At 61.4% G+C, this 18,566-nt stretch carries 18 protein-coding genes; 5 read left to right on the top strand and 13 right to left on the bottom strand.

From position 1 onward, the window contains the following. Positions 1–8 precede the first annotated feature (8 nt). Complete coding sequence (locus tag DFR51_RS17575) at positions 9–1,199, top strand: acyl-CoA dehydrogenase family protein (protein ID WP_121053482.1); 1,191 nt, start codon at positions 9–11, stop codon at positions 1,197–1,199. Between the two features lie 9 nt (positions 1,200–1,208). Here the strand turns inward: DFR51_RS17575 and DFR51_RS17580 are convergent, their stop codons facing one another. The 9 genes from DFR51_RS17580 to DFR51_RS17620 all read right to left on the bottom strand — a co-directional run bounded on the left by DFR51_RS17580 (position 1,209) and on the right by DFR51_RS17620 (position 10,874). After that, positions 1,209–2,438 (bottom strand): acetyl-CoA hydrolase/transferase C-terminal domain-containing protein, encoded by a 1,230-nt coding sequence (locus DFR51_RS17580; protein WP_126494531.1) that lies wholly within the window; start codon positions 2,436–2,438, stop codon positions 1,209–1,211. Between the two features lie 11 nt (positions 2,439–2,449). Beyond that, positions 2,450–3,631, bottom strand: coding sequence for a cytochrome P450 (locus DFR51_RS17585; protein WP_160119095.1), 1,182 nt, complete (start codon positions 3,629–3,631; stop codon positions 2,450–2,452). Positions 3,632–3,642: 11 nt separating this feature from the next. Next, the gene (locus tag DFR51_RS17590) at positions 3,643–4,458 is read right to left on the bottom strand and encodes an enoyl-CoA hydratase-related protein (protein ID WP_121053485.1); all 816 of its coding nucleotides are present in this window, start codon (positions 4,456–4,458) and stop codon (positions 3,643–3,645) included. Then, a complete protein-coding gene (locus DFR51_RS17595; RefSeq protein ID WP_207790690.1) occupies positions 4,455–5,381 on the bottom strand; it encodes an acyl-CoA dehydrogenase family protein in 927 nt (308 codons plus the stop codon). Before DFR51_RS17595 ends, DFR51_RS17590 begins: the two co-directional genes overlap by 4 nt. A gap of 29 nt (positions 5,382–5,410) precedes the next feature. Continuing rightward, positions 5,411–6,562, bottom strand: a complete 1,152-nt coding sequence (locus DFR51_RS17600) for an acyl-CoA dehydrogenase family protein (protein ID WP_121053489.1) — start codon at positions 6,560–6,562, stop codon at positions 5,411–5,413. A gap of 82 nt (positions 6,563–6,644) precedes the next feature. Further along, on the bottom strand, positions 6,645–7,421 hold the full coding sequence (locus DFR51_RS17605; RefSeq protein WP_170151808.1) for an enoyl-CoA hydratase-related protein: 777 nt from the start codon (positions 7,419–7,421) through the stop codon (positions 6,645–6,647). Beyond that, on the bottom strand, positions 7,411–8,184 hold the full coding sequence (locus tag DFR51_RS17610) for an SDR family NAD(P)-dependent oxidoreductase (RefSeq protein ID WP_121053493.1): 774 nt from the start codon (positions 8,182–8,184) through the stop codon (positions 7,411–7,413). The genes DFR51_RS17605 and DFR51_RS17610 overlap by 11 nt, the downstream gene beginning before the upstream one ends. 31 nt (positions 8,185–8,215) lie before the next feature. After that, complete coding sequence (locus tag DFR51_RS17615; RefSeq protein ID WP_121053495.1) at positions 8,216–9,415, bottom strand: acetyl-CoA acetyltransferase; 1,200 nt, start codon at positions 9,413–9,415, stop codon at positions 8,216–8,218. Beyond that, entirely contained in the window at positions 9,408–10,874 is a 1,467-nt protein-coding gene (locus tag DFR51_RS17620; RefSeq protein WP_243446582.1) for a 3-oxoacyl-[acyl-carrier-protein] synthase III C-terminal domain-containing protein, read from the bottom strand. The genes DFR51_RS17615 and DFR51_RS17620 overlap by 8 nt, the downstream gene beginning before the upstream one ends. A gap of 233 nt (positions 10,875–11,107) precedes the next feature. On the opposite strand from DFR51_RS17620, the gene DFR51_RS17625 reads away from it, so the two are divergent. The 3 genes from DFR51_RS17625 to DFR51_RS17635 are packed head-to-tail and all read left to right on the top strand — an operon-like array spanning position 11,108 to position 13,636. Next, positions 11,108–12,271 (top strand): acyl-CoA dehydrogenase family protein, encoded by a 1,164-nt coding sequence (locus DFR51_RS17625; protein ID WP_121053499.1) that lies wholly within the window; start codon positions 11,108–11,110, stop codon positions 12,269–12,271. A 7-nt stretch (positions 12,272–12,278) separates the two neighbouring features. Beyond that, a complete protein-coding gene (locus tag DFR51_RS17630; RefSeq protein ID WP_121053501.1) occupies positions 12,279–12,656 on the top strand; it encodes a PaaI family thioesterase in 378 nt (125 codons plus the stop codon). Next, the gene (locus DFR51_RS17635; RefSeq protein ID WP_121053503.1) at positions 12,653–13,636 is read left to right on the top strand and encodes an MBL fold metallo-hydrolase; all 984 of its coding nucleotides are present in this window, start codon (positions 12,653–12,655) and stop codon (positions 13,634–13,636) included. Before DFR51_RS17630 ends, DFR51_RS17635 begins: the two co-directional genes overlap by 4 nt. A gap of 338 nt (positions 13,637–13,974) precedes the next feature. Here the strand turns inward: DFR51_RS17635 and DFR51_RS17640 are convergent, their stop codons facing one another. Genes DFR51_RS17640 through DFR51_RS17650 form a run of 3 tightly spaced genes read right to left on the bottom strand, consistent with a single transcriptional unit; the run spans position 13,975 to position 16,864 of the window. Continuing rightward, positions 13,975–15,027 carry an NAD(P)H-dependent flavin oxidoreductase gene (locus DFR51_RS17640; protein WP_121053505.1) on the bottom strand — a complete coding sequence of 351 codons (1,053 nt, stop codon included), beginning with the start codon at positions 15,025–15,027 and terminating at the stop codon, positions 13,975–13,977. Positions 15,028–15,086: 59 nt separating this feature from the next. Beyond that, positions 15,087–15,554 (bottom strand): GreA/GreB family elongation factor, encoded by a 468-nt coding sequence (locus DFR51_RS17645; RefSeq protein ID WP_121053507.1) that lies wholly within the window; start codon positions 15,552–15,554, stop codon positions 15,087–15,089. After that, positions 15,551–16,864 (bottom strand): Hsp70 family protein, encoded by a 1,314-nt coding sequence (locus DFR51_RS17650; protein WP_121053509.1) that lies wholly within the window; start codon positions 16,862–16,864, stop codon positions 15,551–15,553. Before DFR51_RS17650 ends, DFR51_RS17645 begins: the two co-directional genes overlap by 4 nt. Positions 16,865–17,165: 301 nt before the next feature. Between DFR51_RS17650 and DFR51_RS17655 the strand changes: the two genes are divergently transcribed. Then, positions 17,166–17,456, top strand: a complete 291-nt coding sequence (locus tag DFR51_RS17655; protein WP_121053511.1) for an usg protein — start codon at positions 17,166–17,168, stop codon at positions 17,454–17,456. Positions 17,457–17,459: 3 nt separating this feature from the next. Here the strand turns inward: DFR51_RS17655 and DFR51_RS17660 are convergent, their stop codons facing one another. Further along, a complete protein-coding gene (locus DFR51_RS17660) occupies positions 17,460–18,554 on the bottom strand; it encodes a PstS family phosphate ABC transporter substrate-binding protein (protein WP_121053513.1) in 1,095 nt (364 codons plus the stop codon). Positions 18,555–18,566: the final 12 nt, after the last annotated feature.

An 18,566-nucleotide genomic window follows, 5' to 3' on the forward strand; every position in this document is an offset into this window, starting at 1 on the left:
AGGGGCGGGTGGATTTCGATTTCGACGCAGATCAGAAGGCATTCATAAAAGAGGTTCGCGAATTTCTCGAAGATGTCCGGCAATGGCCGGATGCCGCGGACATCATGTGCCCCGAGCGGGAATCGGATTCGATCCTTGCGGATACGCCTGCCCGAAAAAGGTTCAATCGGGAACTTGCGCGGCGCGGCTACCTCGGCTTGTCATGGCCCCGTGAATATGGAGGGCAGGGCCGGCCCGGCATCTACGAATATCTCCTCAACGAAGAGCTTTCCCGTGTCGGAGCGCCCTTGATCGGAAAAGGCGTCGGCTGCGTAGGCCAGACATTGATACGGCATGGATCGGACAAGTTAAAAAGCGAATTCCTGCCGCGCATTCTGAAAGCCGAGATCGAGTTCGCTCTGGGGTATACGGAACCGCACGCCGGATCCGATCTCGCGGCACTCCGCCTCCGTGCCGACCGCGTCGAAAACGGCTGGATGCTGAACGGTCAGAAGATGTTCACGACCTCGGCGCATTTCGCCGACTGGTACTGGCTCGCTGCACGCACCGATTTCGATGCACCGAAGCACAAGGGCATCAGCCTTTTTCTGCTGCCGATGGACCAGCCGCGCATTACGATCCATCCGATCGAGACCATGGGCGAACACGTAACGAATCAGGTCTTTCTCGATAACGTGTTCGTCGGGGACGACTACGTCGTGGGGGAACTGAACAAAGGGTGGCTCTACATTTGCGAGGCGCTCGACTACGAACGCTTCACTTTCTACACGTTCAGCCCGCTTGAAGAAAAACTCAAGGCGCTTCGCGCGTTGCTTTCCGCGAAGGCCGATGATCGGCGTGCCATCGCGGATCGGCCCCACGTACGTCGGCGCCTCGCCCGCCTCACTTCAGAGGTGGAGCTTTCCAAAATGCTGCAACGGCGTGTCGTTCACGCCGCGTCCCAGAACCGCGTGCCGACGATCGAGGCGGCCATGTGCAAGCTTTACAGCACCAGTCTTCATCAGCGTCTCGCGGATTTCGCGCTGGACAGTCTGGGGTTGGACGGATTGCTGCACAAGGGAGACCCAAAGGCGCCCGCGGTCGGAAAATGGGAATGGTCCTATCGCGCAACGGCGCTTGATACGATCGGCGCCGGATCGTCGGAGGTACAGCGGAATATCATCGCCCGCCGTCATCTCGATTTGCCGCTCCGGTTCTGAGCCGGAGGATTACGCCCCGAGTGCGGCCTGCAACGCCCGGCGCGCACCGGGCGCCGCAACGCGGATGATTGCAAGCGCCCTCGCTTCGGCGTCTTTCCCGCGCAGGTCGGCAACGCCGTACTCAGTCACCACCGCATCGACATCGTGCCCCGCCACGCTCACCGGCACATCAGGTGCAAGCCGGGGAACGATCCGCGATCGGCCGTTTCCCGTTGAGGGAAGTGCGATGATCGAGAGCCCACCGCGCGATCTGTGCGCTGCGGCCGCGAAGTCCGGCAACCCGCCGCACGCGCTGACATGGCGACCGTTGACCTTTTCCACATTGACCTGACCGAACAGGTCGATCTCCAATGCCGAATTGACCGCGATGAACCCATCGATCGCCGAAAGGGTCGAGAATGCGTGGGTATAGGATATCGGTCTCAGGACGATATCCGATCGTTCGTGAAGCCAGCGTTGAAATCCATGCGACCCGACGAGCGTCGCACAGCAGATCGGGGCGCTTCGATCAACCGCCCCGGATTCGACCAGCGCGCGCAGCGGATCGCTGAGCAGCCCTGAATGGAGTCGGAGCCTGCGCCGCTTAGCGAGATGCGCGAAAACACCGGCAGGAATTTTCCCGATGCCGGTTTGCAGCGCGCTGCCGTCGCCGACAAGGCTGGCGACATGGAGCGTGATCGCATCCGTGACCTGATCAGGAGCTGCCGTACCTTCCGGCCACGCCGGTGGGGTCCGATCATCTCGAACAATATGGGTAAAAGCCTCCAGATCGAACGTGAAGCCACCGGGAAGCGTCGGCAGATCGGTACACATCACCGCGACGCGGCATGAGGCGCTCGCCATGGCGACGTCATAGAACTCGGCGCAAAGGCCGGTCGAAACCCTTCCCGAACTGTCCGGCAGGCTGACGGGAACGAACACGATATCGGGCGCGAAGCGGTCAATTTCACCACCAACCCCTGAATAGGTGGCGACGATCTGCCGATAGACCTCTGGCCCGCCTGGTCCTGCCGGAAAGAAGCCGGCGACGCCGCGAACCGCCCGCATCGCGGCCCCATCGAAGCGGTTCAACCCCGCAACGAAGGACGTCAACGCCGAAAGGTGTGAGAAAGCGTCGCCCCGTACGTCGGCTACCGCGTGGAGCGCGAGCGGTTCGCCGCTGGTGCCCTGCAGGAACAGTCTTTCGCACTGCCGTAGGAGATGAGGTACATTATCGAGGCCGATTAATCTTGCCGTCACGGCCCGTTCGCTCAGCGCGGATCGAAACAGATAGGCACAGAGTTGAAGCCTTGCAGGAATTCGCCGACGATGCGGCGGCAACTGTCCCGCTCGACCTCGAACACATCGATAGCGCCCAGCATTTCTTCCAGAAGAACACGGCCCTCCAGACGCGCGAGGTGCTGCCCCAGGCAGAAATGAATCCCGGTACCGAAGGACAGATTGCGCCGCTGGACACGGTGAATATCGAACCGGTGCGGCTCCAAAAACTCTCTCTCGTCCCGGCAAGCCGCGGCGTAAAGGAACAGCACGGATTGCCCTTCGCGCATCGTCTCGCCGTGAAAGGATCGATCGCGAACCAACCTGCGGCCGAGCAGGTTCGTCGGCTGGTCGAAGCGTGCAGCTTCCTCGAAAGCGGCCCCGGCCAAGCTCGGATCGTCTCGCAGAGCGGCAAGCTGATCGGGATGGCGATCGAGCTGATAGATGCAGCCCGCCGTCGAAAGCGGCAGCGTATCCGATCCCGTTATCACCATAGCGAATATGTTGAAGAACAGCTGATCTACGCTCATTCCACCGTCGAACCCGGCGTTCATCCACGCGACAAGATGGCTGTGTTCGGCGGGCGGTGCACGGCGATAGTGTTCGATCAGTCCGACGATGTAGGAATGCGCCTCGGAAAAGGCCTTCGCACCGGCCTCGGTCGTCCCCCGCACGCCGGACTCGCGCTCATAAAAGCGGTCCACGTATTCCCGTATCTGCAGCACTTCTTCCAGACGCAGACCGATGAATGCTGCGATAAGCTCCAGCGCCGTGCGGCTGGCAAGGCGATACACGTCAAGACGGCCTTCCTCCAGCATGGGAGCCATCAGGCGCCTGACGATATCGCGGACGTGGCTTTCGATCGTCGCGATCTTGTCCTTGGTGTAATCGCGCGCGATCAGATTGCGATACTGGGCGTGTTGCGGTGGATCCATGAACAAAAAAACGGCGGGCGGCGGATTTGCCGAGAGAAACAATGCATCCGTGGATGTGCCGTGCGTGGCGGTGAAGGATGCGCGGTCCATGCTGGCCTGCCAGACATCCTCGAACCGGGACAACACCCAGCAATCGAGATCGTCGATATAATAGGCGGGGGCCTCCGCCTGCATTCGGGCGTAGGTGGGCCACGGATTTGACCACAACGTCTCGTTATAGGGTGAATAATCGATTGCCATCGGCGAAATCCTCATCCCTTTACCGAGATCTCTGCGAGCAACGCCTTGAGCGCGCCCTCATGTTCGATCCCACTGTGCGCGAGTGCCTGAAGGCTTGCGCAGTGATCCAGAAAATAGTCGAGCCGCGCTGTCTGTCCGCTGACAAGCAGGCGCTTGGCCATACGCAGCGCCCGGCGTGGTTTGGCTGCAAAGTCCCGCGCCATATCCTGTGCCCGGGTCAGAAGGTCATCAGGCGTGCAGATTTCCAGCAGCAGGCCGATCGCCAGTGCCTCGTCGGCATCGATGACACGGCCCGAGAAAGTCAGTTCGGCAGCGCGCTGAGCTCCGACGATGCGGGGCAAGAACCAGGCACCGCCGTCACCCGGTACAAGACCGACGTTGACGAAGGATTCCGCCATACGCGTACGCGTCGAGCCGAGGCGGATGTCGCACATGCAGGCAAGGTCGAGACCAGCTCCGATCGCCGGGCCGTTCACGGCGGCGATCACCGGAATCTCCAGTCTGTGCATGGCCAACGTCATTTTCTGGATACCGCGGCGGTATCCGTTCTGAATATCGAACGGCTCGCCCGCGAATATGCCGGTTTTCGACGCCATATCCTTGATGTTGCCGCCAGCCGAAAATGCGCGGCCGTCGCCCGTCAGCACAAGCGCGCCAACGCGCTCGTCCATGCTCGCCCAGTCGCACACGGCAATAATATCGTCCGCAAGCTGCGTACCCGTCAGGACGTTTCGAACGTCATCGCGGCAGAAACGAAGGGTCGCCACGCCGTCAGCAAGGACAAGCTCGCTGTCGCGGCATATCGGCAGGCCGGTTGTGGCACTCATTTCAATGCCTCTCGCTCTGCTTCGAGCAGCCGGTCACTCCTTGCCGTCAGCCAATGCCAAAGGGGAATTGGGCGAGCGGCAAGCGTGAAGCGACCTATCCACTGCGCCCAATATTGTTCGGATCCGTGCTCGCCGCGCCATTTGAGGGCCTGCAAGCTGAAGCGGTGCAGCGGATATTCGCGGGTGAAACCAATTGCGCCGTGCACCTGATGCGCAATGTCCACGGATATCGCCGCAGCGCGGTTGGCACGCCACTTCGCTGCAGCGATTTCAAAACGAGCATCACCGTACGTTGCCGCCTGACACGCGCTGGCGGATGCACAAGCGACGGCAGCGCACTCCTCGGCAAGGACGGCCAATTGCTGTTGCACGGCCTGCAGCCGGGCAAGAGGCTTTCCGAACTGGACGCGAGCGATCACATGCTCGACCGAAAGCCCCAGCATGCCTTCCATCGCACCCGCGATCTGGCAGCTCCGCAGCAGGGCGGCTTCGAAATGCAAGGCGTCGACATCCAGCGTCATGCGGCCGGAAGCGATGATCTCGCCGTCCTCCGCGGACAGGAGCGTCCAATGCCGGCGCTCCAAAACCAGGCTCCGCCGGTCTCCTGGCGAATGTGGATGCGCTTGTCGACCGCCCATACCCTCCGCGAGAATGAAGCCCACCGGACCGCTCGGAAGAACAACACCCATCCGCGACAGCCACGACCGGGCAAGTATGGTTTCGCCGACCGGTATAGCCAAACCGTGACGGCCTGCGGCGTGGAAGACGACCCCGGCATCCTTCCAGGAACCGCCGAAACCGCCAGCCTCCTGCCCGACCAGCAAGTCGTGCAAAGACAAAGCCTCGATCTCTGCCCAGATATTGCCCTTGGCTTCCTTCCCAGCGCTTCGCGCGGCAAGATCGGCAAACAGACTGTCAGCCATATCCTGGATGAGGGCCTGGTGACTGTCGTTCATCGCAAACCGAGTCCCCGGGCGATGATCCCGCGGAGGATCTCGCGCGTTCCGCCGCGCAGTGAAAAGCACACGCTTGTTCCCAGAAGAAAGTTCAGCGTCTCATCGAGTTCTTCATCCCAACCGCCGAAACTTGTATCGTCACATAAAGCCTGCAGATCCCGGGGTACGGCCTGCTCGAAGCGCGCACCCAAATCCTTGACGATCGACGCCTCGATCATGGGGTTCTCCCCCCGGCCGAGCTTCGCGGCCACCGACAAGGACATCTGCCGAAGCGTCCATATCTCGGCGGCCCAGCTGCCGACGAGGCCCGAGGCAGCATCGGACGCTTCGATGTCGATGGCCGCCAGCGCCGTTTCGACGAGAACGTGACTGCTCAGATAGCGTTCGGGCCCGCTGCGCTCGAACGCCAACTCGGTCGTCACCTGTTCCCAGCCGTGGCCGACCTCTCCGAGCACCATGTCGTCCGCGACGAAGACATCATCGAGAGAGATTTCGCAGAAATGCTGTTCGCCCATCTGGTCCACGATCGGCCGGATGGTGATTCCGGGAGAGGCAAGATCAACAAGAAGCTGGCTGAGGCCCCTGTGCTGGTTTTCCGTCCCGTTATCCGTTCGAACGAGTGCGATCATGTAGTGCGAATGGTCCGCGTGCGACGTCCAGATCTTTGACCCGCTGACCTTCCAGCCGCCCTCGACACGCCGGCCCCCCGTCGAAAGTGCGGAGAGGTCTGACCCGGCACCCGGTTCGCTCATGCCGATACAGAAATACAGCTCTCCGCGTGCCATGGCTGGCAGGAAGCGACGCTTCTGCGCGTCCGATCCGTAACGCAGCAACATTGCGCCGCTTTGCCGATCCGCAAACCAGTGGGCCGCGACCGGCGCGCCGGCGGCGATCAACTCCTCAGCGATGCGATAGCGCGCGAGGTGCCCGGCCTCCTCACCGCCGAATTCACGCGGCCATGTGATGCCGATCCAACCCCTGGCTCCGAGCGTGCGGCTGAATTCCTCGTCACGCGCGGACCAGCTTCGCGCGCGCTCGGACGTGGAGAGATGACGGACAGCCTCATCGATAAGCGCCCTGACTTCGGCCCGGGTGGGGCCGGCTTCGGGAGCGACATCAATCGGCGTCCAGTTGGAAAGATACGTCATTCATTTCCCCGATGGTGACGGCGGCGCCGGACCATTGGGCCAAAACTACCAGAGCCGGTTTCCGGGGCACCTCGCATTCGGCTCACGTCTCTTTCCGCGACTTCAGTCCCGCGAGGCGTACACGTGTTTCATCGCTGCTGATCAGTTCGGAAAGTTGATCCATTTCCGCCGCCATGATTTCCGCGACGCATTGACGTTTTGGCGATCGCATGAGGGCACGGCAAGCATCGACCGAGGATGCCGGCAACGCCGCCAGGCGTTCCGCTGCGGAACGTGCATCTGCTTCAACCAAGTCGTCTGATACGATTGCGGAAACCAGCCCTATATCACGGGCTTCAGAGGCACTCATGGGCTCGCCGAGCAGCAGCCAGCGTGCCGCGCGCGCATGTCCCGCCATGCGGGGTAGAAAATAGGAGGAAGCAAATTCCGGGACGAGCCCGAGCCGTGTAAACGGAAAATGAAACCGCGCATCAGGCGTACAATAGACGAGATCGAAATGCAGCAGCATCGTCGCGCCGATGCCGACGGCATTGCCGGAAACTGCTGCTATCAACGGCTTGGAGCATTCGGTGAGCGCTTGCATGAATCGATACCCGGGCCGCTCATGTTTCGGCAGGCGGCGCACAAGGTCGAATCCGGCGGCATCGTTGCCAGCGCAGAACGCAGGCCCCGAGGCGGTGACGAGAACGGCTCTTGTTGCGCGGTCTTCTACGGCAGCCTTTATCGATCTGCGCATTTCATCGTACATCGCAGGGGTCAGCGCATTGCGCGCCTCCGGTCGGTTCAGTCTGAGGTGAATAACGGCGCCGCACCGCTCGACCGAGAGCCCTTCCGCTGCCCGCAGGGCTTCAAGCGGCAATGTGGAAGCCGCCGTCAACAGAAAGATGCTGCCCTGTGATATAGCTCGCCGCGTCGGTGAGGAAGAACCAGGTGGCTGGCGCTACCTCTGCGGCGTCCGAGAACCGACCCAACGGAATCTGCCGCAGATATCGATCTCTGAATTTCTCGTTGCGGATCGTGTCGGTCATCGGCGTCTCGACCACACCGTAGCAAATGCTGTTCACCGTGATACCATGTCGCGCCCATTCGCGTGCGGCACTCATCGTGAGACCAAGCACGCCGGATTTTGCCGCGCCGTAATTGATCTGCCCGATCGTTCCCCGGCGGCCTGCATCAGAGGAAATATTCACAATCCGGCCGGGATTAGGATCGCCGCGTTCTGCCTTTTCGATCAGCCGACGACCAACCGCGCAGAGACATAGGAACGCGCCGGTAAGGTTCACATCAATCACTTTCTGCCACGTCGCAAGCGCCATCTCCTGAGCCATGGCAGCACGAACGATCCCGGCATTATTGATGAGTCCGTGTACGTCCCCGAACCGTGCGATGGTGCTCTCGACCATGGCTTCGACATTGGCTTCAACTGCGACATCCGCCGTAAAAGTCATCAGCCGTGGATGATCAAGGTGCGCAGCCGCATCGTCGAGTTGCGCTGGGTTGATATCGACCATCACCACGTTGGCACCGCGGGACAGGCCGAATTCCACGAGCGCATAGCCGACGCCCTGCGCACCGCCGGTAACAATGTACGTGCGATCCTGAAGTTGAAACGGGTCGGTCATGCGCGGAATAATCCTGTCCTTGAGGAGCGCATCAGCACGTCCCGAAGATCGAGACACTGCAAACATTCTTGTTGGGATACCCGCCGAGATTATGGGTGAGCCCCAGGCGCGGCGCGTTCAACTGCCGGTCCGCGGCAGTCCCGCGAAGTTGCTGATAAATTTCGTAAGCCATGCGCAGTCCGGTGGCGCCAATCGGATGGCCGAAGCACTTCAGTCCGCCATCGATATTGCACGGGACTTCACCAGAACTGTCGAATGTCCCATCAAGGACCGCCCGCCAGCCTTGCCCTGGTTCCGCGAGCCCGAGATCTTCCATCGTCACAAGTTCGGTGATCGAGAAGCAATCGTGGACCTCGACAAGATCGAGCTCGCGCCGCGGATCTCGAATACCGGCCTCCCGGTATGCGCGCTCGGAAGCCAGGCGGGTGGTTAGTGCATAGCTGCCGTCCCAATTGTCGTAGCCGACCTCAGAGCCGTTGCTGAGTGCCAGCTGGATGGATTTGACGGTGACAAGAGGACCTGTGCGCCCCAACCTTTCGGCAATTGCCGGTGTCGTGACGATCGCACAAGCTGAACCATCACTAACGCCGCAGCAATCATAGAGCCCGAGAGGATAGGCGATCATTGGCGCCGCGAGAATCTTTTCCTTGCTCACACGTGCCCGCAGATGCGCCTTCGGATTTCGCGATCCGTTCTCGTGGCTTTTCCACGAGACATGAGCCATCGCTTCTTTCAAGCCATCCATATCGATGCCGTGTCGCGCCACATAGGCACTCGCGAACTGCGCAAAGCTGCCGGGTGCGGTAACGCTCGGAAACCAGAGGTCTTCGAAGGTGCCCTTCGTGCGTTCCGGCAGGCCGCCGTAACCTGTGTCCTTGAGCTTTTCGACACCCATGGCGAGGGCGATATCGTAGGCGCCAGATGCGACCCCGTAAACCGCGCCTCGGAGCGCTTCCGTACCGCTCGCGCACATGTTCTCAACCCGTGTCGCCGCGATATTCGGCAGTCGCAGCGCGGTGGTCAGCGAGAGTGCGGACTTGCCCAGGCCGTGCTCGTCCACGGACATGCCGAACCATGCGGCGTCGATCCTGTCCCGTTCTATCCCTGCATCAGCCAATGCTTCCGCGAAGGATTCGACCATCAGATCCTCAGCGCTGCAGTCCCAACGTTCGCCGAAGCGGCTACAGCCCATGCCGAGGATTGCGACCTTGTCTCGAATTCCCTCAGCCATGGGGCGTGTCCTCCGATGTCGATAAGGCCGGGCGGACGCCGGGTGGCGTCGCTTTCCAGCAATAGCGTCTGAAGCCCCGCTTCTCGTCGATGTCCTTGATACGGAACGCCAGTTCCAACGGCGCGCCCACCCGAAGCTCTCCGGGCTCGAAGTCGCTGAACTCGAGCATGGCGACACCACCACCTTCGAACCGGATATTTCCGTACATCAACGGAGGGCTGAACGAGAGCGCCAACCAATCTTCCGTAAAGGATTTCACGGACGCACGTTTGTGGGCGAAACCTTCCGGTTCCTGGGTATCTGTCGCGCGACACTCAGGATTGACGCATACGCGCGTGCGCGGGAACTGGGGTGTATCGCACTTCGTGCAACGGCCCCCGACCGCCTGTGTCACCGTTTGGCGATGACGATAAAAGGCGGATTGCGCCGTTCGGTTATCACGCTCGGCGCGCATACCCCTATCGATGGGGAGAAGGCCGTTGAAGCACAGGAAACGGAGATAATTCCGATCGGTCAAGCCGTGTGTCAGCAGGTCATCGGCACCGATCATCGACCGGGCCTCGATAACGCGATCTGTAGCGCGGAAAAGTATGACCTCTCCTCCGTGCCCGTATCCGAGTAGAAGGATAAAATCGCCGGGCTCTGCGGATTGTAGTGCCTTTGTCAACAGCAGCAGCGGGTGTGCGCTTCCCGTGTCACCGACCTTATCGTGGAGATCAGCGATTATGGCGGCGTCATCTATTCCGCAACGTTTTGCAATTCCACGCGATTCCTGGGCCGAAAAATTGGCAAACACGCAGTGTTGAAGGTCTGCTGCAGCCACATCTGCCTTTTCGAGAAGGGCCGCGATCAGCTTCGGCACGATCTCGAATTGCCCTTGCTCGCGTGCCCAGCGTTCCTCAAGCACATAATCAAATCGTGCTTCGCGCGAACGATAATGGTCGTTGAAATCGACCGACACCGAATGCGAGTCCACATATTCGGCGATTAAATCCTCCGATCCGACAAGAACGGCGGCCGCGGCGTCTCCCAATCGCAGTTCCTGGGTGCTGCCCGGCGCAGCCTGCCGGTTGTCGGCGGCGATAACGAACCCGGTGCCGCCCGCTTCGATCGCGCTCAGAAGCGCACCGACACCCGAACGAAGAGAGCCCGCAACATCGGCCGTGCGTATCTCCGACGGCAGCGAAAGTGCCTCGCCGATGAGGGTTGCATTCTGCCGGTCGGCAAACGGCATGGTTGTCGATGCGAACCTTAACGATGAAACCTGCCTTTTCCCTACGCGCGGCATCAGCGCGGCGCGCCCTGCCGCAACTGCCATCGTCAGGCTGTCTTCATCATGCGCGCACATTGCACGCTGGCCGCGCGCGGCTCCGACGAGCACGGGATTGGCCCACGCATTCGCCTCGGCGATTGCCTGTCGGTCAAGCCGGCGTCGAGGGATATAGGCCCCGAACGACATGATACCGCGTTTCTGCAAAAGCTCACTCCTGATTGACCGCGATTTGATGAATAGGTCGCGCCGGACGGCAAGGGGCTATCGCCTCGCCCGCTCAGCTTGAACTCGCTTTCCCATTGCGCGCGGCTCGGGTCGGCGGGTCCGAAGACGGCACCGATTGCGAGTTTGATGTGAGGCGCCGGCTTCCTAGGCTCGAATAGCATTGTTCGACCAGAAAACCGGAGTGAGACCCGCCGATGAATGTCGCCGAAGACTCGGAACACATCGTGATGCTGCGCGACACGTTGCGGCGATTCATCGAAAAGGAAATGCCGCGCGATCAGGTCAGTCGCTGGGATAAAGAGAATATGTTTCCCCGCGACGTGCACGACAAGCTCGTCGCGCTTGGGCTCACCGGGCTGACCGTTCCTGAAGAATACGGCGGCAGTGGACGCGATATCACCGCAACGATCGTCACCATCGAGGAACTCTGTTCGCGCAGCATGGCGGTCGGCTGCGCCTATATCCAGTCCAGCTGTTATGCCGGGCTGAACCTTGTCGAGGTGGGATCCGAAGAGCAGCGCCGGACACTTCTGCCGCGCGTGGCGTCGGAAGGCCTTATGTTTGCGTATGGCTTCACGGAGCCTGATGTCGGCGCCGATCTCGCCTCTGTTCGGACGAGTGGTCGCCGCGAGGGCGATGAACTGGTGATAAGAGGCAGCAAGCGTTTTTGCTCCGGCGCCGCCATTTCAGACTATATCTACGCGCTCGTACGGACCGGGCCGGCCGAAGAAAAATACCGCAACCTGTCGCTGGTCCTGATCCCTCCCGATACACCGGGGGTTGTGCTTGAACATCAGGAAACGATGGGCCTGAAAGGCGGCGGCACGTTTGATGTGAGTTTCGATGATGTCCGCGTTCCCGTTAAAAACGTCGTCGGCGGAGCGGAAGGCATTGGTCAGGGCTGGCCGAAACTTGTGGGACCGGGCCTCGATGTCGAAAAGATAGAGGTGGCGGCGATGGCGCTCGGCATCGCCAAGGGCGCCATTGGCGATGCCTGGGCCTATGCGCAGGAGCGTGTACAGTTCGGAAAGCCGATCTGCTCGATCCAGTCGATCCGTCACATGCTCGCCGACGTGAAGACGCGCTTCGAAGCGTGTCGGCTCATGACCTACAGTGCCGCCGCACTGATCGATTCACGCCGACCCGCCGCTGCGGAAACGGCAATGGCCAAACTCTTCGTTTGCGACACGGCGCGCGACATTGTGCTCACATGTCAGCAGATACTGGGCGCATACGGCTACGTCCGCGACTTCGACATGGAGCGCTATGTGCGCGATATACTGGTAATGCCGATCCTCGGCGGCTCGTCCGCAATCCAGAGGAACAATATCGCTAATCTTCTCAAGTTACCGCGATAATCGTTAGATGAGCGGCTTCAATGCGCTGGTTGGGCTGCGCATAATCGGCAAAGAAGGAGAGGAGTTCGTGGTGAGGCTCGACGTTGACGAGCGCCACCACCACGATCTCGGATCTGTTCATGGCGGCATCTTTCTCGCGCTTGCAGACGTCGCCATGGCCCGTGTCGCGATGAGCGCCCTCGAAAACGAGTCGGTGCAGACCGTGGAGCTCAAGGCGAATTTCCTGCGTCCTTTTACATCAGGAACAATCGCTGCACGGGGCAGAATTGTGTCTTTGGGACGGCGTCTTGTCTATACGGAGGCGCACATCAAGAGCGGCGAGCGTCTGCTCACCACGGCATCCGCCACGATGATGAGAAACGGTAACGGGGAGAGTATGAAATGAAGATGGGCTGCCGCAACATACAAGGACTATTCGTCGTTCTCTCAATGGTCGCGGGGTGGACGTTTCCGGCTTCGGCGAATACCACAGCAACACCTCCCTTCGAACTGGTCACGCTGGGAACGGTCGGCGGCCCCCTTCCGAACCCGGTGCGCGGACAGCCGGCAAATCTGCTGACCAATGGTTCGGATTCGTTCCTGATCGACTGCGGGGATGGCGCCGCGGAGCGCATGGCGGCGGCAGGCGCGGGCTTCCCCTCACTCCGGGCGATATTTCTCACGCATCATCACTTCGATCATATCGGCGGTCTTTTCGCGGTGCTGGGCCTACGTTTCCAGCTTGATACGCAAGGCCCTCTCACGATTTACGGACCACGCGGCACGAAAACGATCGTGAACGCGCTACTTGCGGCCATGGGGCCGAGCGCCGAGGTGCGCTACGGCGTACCGGGTGAACGTTTCGTTTCCCCCGCGCAGAATATCGATGTCGTGGAGCTGACGGACGGTTCTGTTGTAAAGTTGAACGGTGCCACGATAACGGTCGCGCTCAACAGTCACTACAGCTTCGACCCGGGGAGCGCTGATCACCAGAAGCATCAATCGCTGTCGTACAGATTTGATTTACCCACCCGGTCAATCGTCTTCACCGGCGACACCGGCCCGTCTTCCACGGTTGAAAAACTCGCTTCCGGTGCAGACGTACTCGTCGCAGAAATGATCGATCTGCCGAACACGCTGAAAAAACTGGAAGCCTTCGCGCGCGACCTGCCTCCGCATATCAAAGTCCACATGGCGGAACACTTCGAGAAGCAGCACCTGGTTCCTGCCGAAGTCGGCAAAATGGCAAGCCGTGCCCGGGTCGGCTCGGTGATCGTTACACATTTGGCCGGTACGCGCGACGAGGACGCTCTCGACTATTTATCTGATATAGCCAGGAATTACTCTGGCCCCACCATTGTTTCCAGCGACATGCAAAGGCACTGAGGCACGTGCGATATGCGCGATGACCAAGCATTCGAACGGAAGACAAAGAGAAAAATCGCACTCGTTGGAAATCTCGGCAGTATCAATACCGTGCGGACCGATTTCGAACACCACATGATCAGCGTGGTACACATGTAAAAGTCATCAGTGAGCATGAAAAATGCGCCGCCATGGGAATCGCATTGAGGACCTCCATTCTGACGGTACGCCATGCGCGCTACGAATTTTCATCCAATTGAAGATTTAGAGAAATTATGTGTATTGGATTTCAGCCATACCACGAGGGCTCATAACGGATTGAAAACGCTAGTGCTTGTTGGCGATTTCTGTCGCTTCCCTCAATCCGAAGACTGTAATTCCGCCGCTAGACAGGCGACGAGGTCGGCGGCCGGCATAGTGCGGGACAGCGGCGCGCCTTGTCCTGCCCACTGGGCCGCATAGCCGGTCTCACCAGAGGCCTTGGCCGCCGCGATCAGCGCCTTGCCCGCGTCGTAGGTCATCGGATAGCCGGGAGATGGCAGGCCGACGCTATCGCCCCATTGCGTGAAGCGATTCGGCAAGCCCCGCGCGAGCCGACCGGAAATTGCGGAGGTCATGACCGTGCTCATCGCGGCAGGACCGGCAAGCGGCTCGCGATAGGCCGCATCGGCACTGCTTTCGGGGCAGGCGACGAAGGCGGTGCCCAATTGCGCGGCGATGGCACCGAGATCAAGCGCGGCGCGGATGCCCTGGCCATCCATGATTCCGCCAGCCGCAATAACGGGCAGGCCGCATCGCTGCACCAGCAATCGGGTCAGCGCCACGGTACCAAGGCGACCGTCAGGCGCATCTGGATCGAAGACGCCGCGATGGCCGCCCGCTTCCCATCCCTGAGCCACGACGGCGTCAATCCCCGCTTCCTTCGCGGCCAGCGCTTCGTCGAGGTTTGTGGCGGTCGCCAAGAGCGCGCAGCCCGCGCCCTTGAGCGCGCTGATCCGTCCGGCATCGGGCAGGCCGAAGTGAAAGCTGACAACGGCTGGCGCGGTATCGATCAGCAGCGCCAGCATCTCGTCGTCTTCGATGAAGCTCTTGTAAATCGGACGAAGCGCCGTCGGCGGGCGCGCACCATATGTTTCGAACAGTGGCGTCATCGCAGAGAGCCACGCTTTTTCGCGCGCGGCATTCTGCTGCTCTGGCTGATGGACGAAGACGTTGACGTTGAACGGCCGAGGGCAGAGCGTCCGCACGCGCGCGATCATCTCCCGTGCGCCGGCAGCCCCGGTAGCGGCAACGGCTATCGAACCCAGAGCGCCCGCATTGCTGACGGCTGCGGCCAGTTCCGGTGTGGACACGCCCGCCATTGGGGCCTGTACGATTGGGAGCGGTACTCCGAGACTATCCAGCAGCGCCATGCTGCTGCCCTAGCATGATGTCCGGTGATTGCGAACAGAAGGGAAAAGCGGCGGCTGCCTTAATTCCCGGAGACACGAATTGACACCACTTCGATGGCATCGTTCACGTTTGCGAAGTCCAGCGTGTCTCCCGGCTCAGCCTCCATCAGCGTGCGGCTGAGCGGTGCGGAGAAGGAGAGAAGCCCGGCGGCCGGGTCCGCCTCGTCGTTGCCGACAATGGTGACGGTGCGCTCGGTACCGTTCAGCCGGAAGGTGACGGTGGAGCCGAACGCCACGCGGGCGCCGTCCGCCTCTTCCATCAATTGCATCGTGGCTTGCCGGTTGCGCCAATAGCGCAGGTCGCGCCGCGTCGCCTTGATCGCGTCTTCGTCGCTGAGGCCCTGCAGCACGGCTTCGAGTTCGGCCACCTGGGCGCGTATCTGTGCTTGCCCGCGCGCGGTCACGAGGTTTGGTCCGGGCGGGATCGGAAGCTCGAACTTGGGTTCCAGATGTTCATCGTCGCTTTCGCGGCGAAAGGCGACACTCATGCTCCGCTCTCCTCTGGCGCGATCCAGTCCGCGATGTCGGGTGCCGCGCCGATGAGCGCAAGCCCATGTGCGATCGAAGTGAGCTCCTCGCCGCCGGCAAGTCGGCTCTCCCCAAAGCGTTCGGCGAACACCTGGCGAACCGCCGGTATGAGCGACGAGCCGCCGGTCAGGAACACGTGGTCGATGTCGGCGGGCGCGAGGCGCGCTGTCGCGAGCGCGCGGTCCACCGTTTCGGCGATAGGCGCGAGGTCAGGTGCGATCCAGCGCTCGAAGTCGGCGCGGGCAACCTCGACATCGATCGAGAAGTCGGCGCTCTCGAAGTCGAACTTTGCATGGTCCTCGGTCGACAGAGCCCGTTTCAGCGTGCCGACGGCTTCGTAAAGGCCATGGCCGAGTTCGTGTTCCACCACCGCGATCATGCGGTCGATTGCGGCCGGATCGAGCGCCGCGCGCTTCAGTCGTGCCAGTTCATCGAGCGTTCTGCGGCTCCGCATGAGCGCGAGCCGCGACCAGTCCCCAAAATCCGTGAAATGGCCGGCCGGAATTTCCAGCACCTTGTCGAAGGAGCGATACCGACCGCCCTTGCCGAGCAGCGGCAGGACAAGGCGGTCCATGATCCGGTAGTCGAACCGGTCACCGGCGATGCCGATACCCGCTGCCCCGAGCGGCACGCACCGTTGCGCCGCATCGGGCACGACGCGGACGATCGAAAAGTCGCTGGTGCCGCCACCGAAGTCCGCCACCAGCAGTGTCGCGGGTTCGCTCAGCCGCGAGGCGAAGCTGTAGGCGGCGCCAAGCGGCTCGTAAACGTAGTGGACCGGTCGGCCCAGGGCCTCGAACATCGCGTCGTAGCGCGCTCGCGCGAGCGCCGGATCGGGCCGTGCGCCGACATAGCGCACGGGGCGCCCGACGACGATGCGCTCCGGCAGGTCGGCAAGCGCATCGCCGCCGTGGGCCCGCAGGTGAGACAGGAAAATCTGCCCAAGCTCCTCGAAGCGCATCCGCGCCTCAAACACGCTCGCATGCTCGAAATTGGGGTTTGCAGCGACTGACTTGAAGGATTGCAGGAAGCGCGAGCCTTGCGGAAATTCGAGGAACTCGGCGATGGCCCACGGCCCGGCTTCATGCGCAAGGCCGCCGCGCGCATCCTCGACCTGCCAGAAGCACAGCGCCGAGCGAAAAACGCTCGCCGGCCCATCAGGCCCCGCGAAGCTGACAAGATCTGCCGCTGCCTCGCCATTGGCGCGCGCCACCACCGAATTGGTTGTGCCGAAATCGATGCCGATGGCGCTGGCTTTGTCGGCGGACACTGCATTTCCTTTCCAGCCTCGAACGGCCGGCGGCTATGGCAGTACAGCGCCCCTTGGACAACCATGGCTTGGGATTTTTTGTCGACCACAGTGGCGATGAGGGAAAGGCGGCTTCCAGCTAGTTCCATACGTCACTCCGCCCGTTCTCACATGCCGACACGTGTGGCGTGTTGGAAGAACTTAGTGCGAGCAGAGTGCTGTGGAACCAGCGACAGATTTCGCCAAAGCCTCGTTAAGGATATTTACAGTCGTGTGACGGCATGATTCGCTGTGTCTGGGTTCCACAGGGAAGGAGCTTGCGATGCACGATGACGGACCGCACGGCGTTGATGGTGATTTCGTCCGGCAGATGCAGGATTGGCGACCGCTGATCGCCAACATCCTCTATCATATGCCGGATCATCCGCACGTGCTGCAGAGCTTCACGTGGCAAACGCTGGACAAGGCGCCGCGCTTTCCGCGGTTGATCCGGTTCCTCGATTTCTGGTCTCACAGCATCGACGGAATGCTGCATTCGGTACGGATCATGCACGGCGCATCGATCCGACCGGCAGAATACCGCTTCGTCGACCACGAACTCCGTCTGAACTGACGCCTATTTGAGCGCAGTGATATCCAGCGGTGTCAGCGCCGCAGCCGCAGCGGCGCTCGCCTTGCGCTCGGCATCCGGCTCGGCGATCAGGCCGCGCGATTTGAGATAGCCTTCAGGGCCGAATGCCGCTTCGCTCGTGTATTCCTGCAGGAACACGGCGAGCGCGGGCTTGGCGCGAGCGTGCTCGCCCTTCACGTAGATGTAGAGCGGACGTGAGGCCGGATAAGCACCGCTCGCGATCGCTTCGTATTCCGGCGCGACGCCGTTCATCTTCACGCCCTCGATCTTGTCGAGGTTTTCTTCGAGATAGGAGTAGCCGAAGATGCCGACCGCCGTGGGGTTTGCGACGAGCTTCTGGACGATGAGATTGTCGTTCTCACCGGCTTCCACATAGACGCCGTCCTCACGGAGCTTGGTGCAGCGCGTCTTGTATTCGTCCTCGTTCGAGTCCTTCAGCGCCTTCAGGTTCGGGAAGGTGGAGCAGCCCGCTTCCATCACGAGTTCGTTGAAGGCGTCGCGCGTGCCCGAGGTCGGCGGCGGACCGAGCACTTCGATCTTGCGGCTCGGGAGCTTCGGATCGATCTGGTTCCAGGTGGTGACGGTGTTCTTCGAACCATCCGGCTTCGTGGCAGCGAGCGCGAGGAATATCTGTGCGGGCGTCACGTCGAGATGCGCATCGGACTTCGACTGGGCGATGGCGATGCCATCGAGGCCGACCTGAATCTCTACGATCTGCTTGACGCCGTTCGTGTTGCAGAGCTCGACCTCGCTCTTCTTGATGCGGCGCGAAGCGTTGGCGATGTCCGGATGCTGCGTGCCGACGCCGCCGCAGAACAGCTTGATGCCGCCGCCGGTGCCGGTCGATTCGACGATAGGCGCGGCTGCCGCCGGATACTTGCGGCGAAAATTCTCGGCGACCGCCGTGGTGAATGGGTACACGGTCGACGAACCGACGATGCGAAGCGCCGGGCCGGAGACGTTGACGCCACCGGTCGCGGCCGTGTCGCCGCCCTGCGGCGGCGTGGGCGCAGGCGAAGAATCGCAGGCGGCGAGCGCCAGAAGACCGATACCGGCAAGAGCAAGGCTGGTGATGCGCATGGGATTCCGTCT

The organism is Sphingosinicella microcystinivorans (assembly GCF_003634215.1).
Taxonomy (GTDB): Bacteria; Pseudomonadota; Alphaproteobacteria; order Sphingomonadales; family Sphingomonadaceae; genus Sphingosinicella; species Sphingosinicella microcystinivorans.